This is a genomic window from Parafrankia sp. FMc2 (assembly GCF_041008525.1).
Lineage (GTDB): Bacteria > Actinomycetota > Actinomycetes > Frankiales > Frankiaceae > Parafrankia.
On the sequence record NZ_JBFLUG010000359.1, the window covers coordinates 1 to 1,829 of the forward strand.

Consider the following 1,829-nt stretch of genomic DNA (forward strand, 5'->3'; position numbering starts at 1 on the left):
TCGCCGGCACCCTCGGCACTCCCGGCCAGGCCAACTACGCCGCCGCCAACACCTACCTCGACGCCCTCGCCCACCACCGCCAGGCCGGAGGCCTCCCCGCCACCAGCCTCGCCTGGGGCCTGTGGGAGGCCACCAGCACCATCACCGCCGAGCTGACGGCCACCGACCGCACCCGCATCCGCCGCGCGGGGCTGCTGCCGCTGCCGACGCCGCTGGGTCTGGCGCTGCTCGACGGCGCGCTCACCCGGGCGGAACCGCTCCTCGTACCCGCCCGCTTCGACCTGGCCGCGCTGCGCGGCGGGGGGGCGACGACCGGCCCAGCGGCGCCGCCGATGCCGATGCCGGTGCCGGTGCCGGTGCCGGTGCCGGTGCTGCGGGGCATCGTGCCCGCGCCGGTGCGGCGCCGGCGCGGGCGGGCCGCGTCGGACGACGGACCGGCGAACGAGCTCGTCCGGCGGCTGCTCGCGCTGCCGGCGCCGGAGCGCACGGCACCCGTCCTGGAGCTGGTCCGGACGACGGTCGCCACGGTGCTCGGCCACCCGGATCCGAGCGCGGTGCAGGCCGACCGGGCCTTCTCGGCAAGCGGGTTCGACTCGCTGGCCTCCGTGGAGCTGCGCAACCAGCTCGGCGCCAGCACCGGCCTGCGGCTGCCGGCCACGCTGGTCTTCGACCACCCGACCCCCGCGGCGCTGGCCGGGTTCCTGCGCGACGAGCTGCTCCGGCTCGCCGGGCCGGCCGGGGCACCCGATGAGGACGTCGACCCGCCGCCGGCGTCCACCCGGCCAGCCGGCGACGCCGACGAACCGATCGCGATCGTGGCGATGGCCTGCCGCTACCCCGGCGACGTCACCACTCCGGAGGAGCTGTGGCAGCTGGTCGCCGGCAGCGTCGACGCCGTCAGTGACTTCCCGGCCGACCGCGGCTGGAACGTCGACCGGCTGTACGACCCGGACCCGGAGGCCGCCGGGAGGTCGTACGCCCGCCACGGCGGGTTCCTGCATCACGCGCCCGACTTCGACGCCGAGTTCTTCGGGATCTCGCCGCGCGAGGCCGCGGCCACGGACCCGCAGCAGCGGTTGCTGCTGGAGGTCGCCTGGGAGACGTTCGAACGGGCCGGGATCGACCCGACGTCGCTGCGCGGCAGCCGCACCGGCGTGTTCGCCGGCGTGATGTACAGCGACTATGCGGCTCGGCTGATCAACCGGGTGCCCGCCGAGTTCGAGCCGTACCTCGGGAACGGCAGCGCGGGCAGTGTGGCCTCGGGCCGGGTGGCCTACACCTTCGGCCTCGAGGGCCCCGCAGTCACCGTGGACACCGCCTGCTCGTCGTCACTGGTCGCCGTGCACCTGGCCGCCCAGGCCCTGCGCAGCGGCGAGTGCACCCTGGCGCTGGCCGGCGGCGTGACCGTCATGGCCAGCCCGGCCGTGTTCGTCGAGTTCAGCCGGCAGCGGGGCCTGTCACCCGACGGCCGCTGCAAGGCCTTCGCCGACGCCGCCGACGGCACCGGCTGGGGCGAAGGCGCCGGCCTGCTGCTCCTGGAGAAACTCTCCGACGCCCGCGCCAACGGCCACCAGATCCTCGCCGTCATCCGCGGCACCGCCGTCAACCAGGACGGCGCCTCCAACGGCCTCACCGCCCCCAACGGCCCCTCCCAACAACGCGTCATCCGCACCGCCCTCACCAACGCCCGGCTGTCGGTCGCGGACGTCGACGCCGTCGAAGCCCACGGCACCGGCACCACCCTCGGCGACCCCATCGAAGCCCAGGCCCTCCTCGCCACCTACGGCCAGAACCGACCCGACAACCAGCCCCTCTACCTCGGCTCCATC

Annotated in this window: 1 protein-coding gene; it reads left to right on the forward strand. The window is 75.7% G+C overall.

All coding sequences use genetic code 11. The annotated features are described in order from the left end of the window. Nucleotides 1–1,829: beta-ketoacyl synthase N-terminal-like domain-containing protein (locus AB1460_RS37230; RefSeq protein ID WP_368967239.1), on the forward strand; the 1,829-nt coding region annotated here is incomplete at both ends.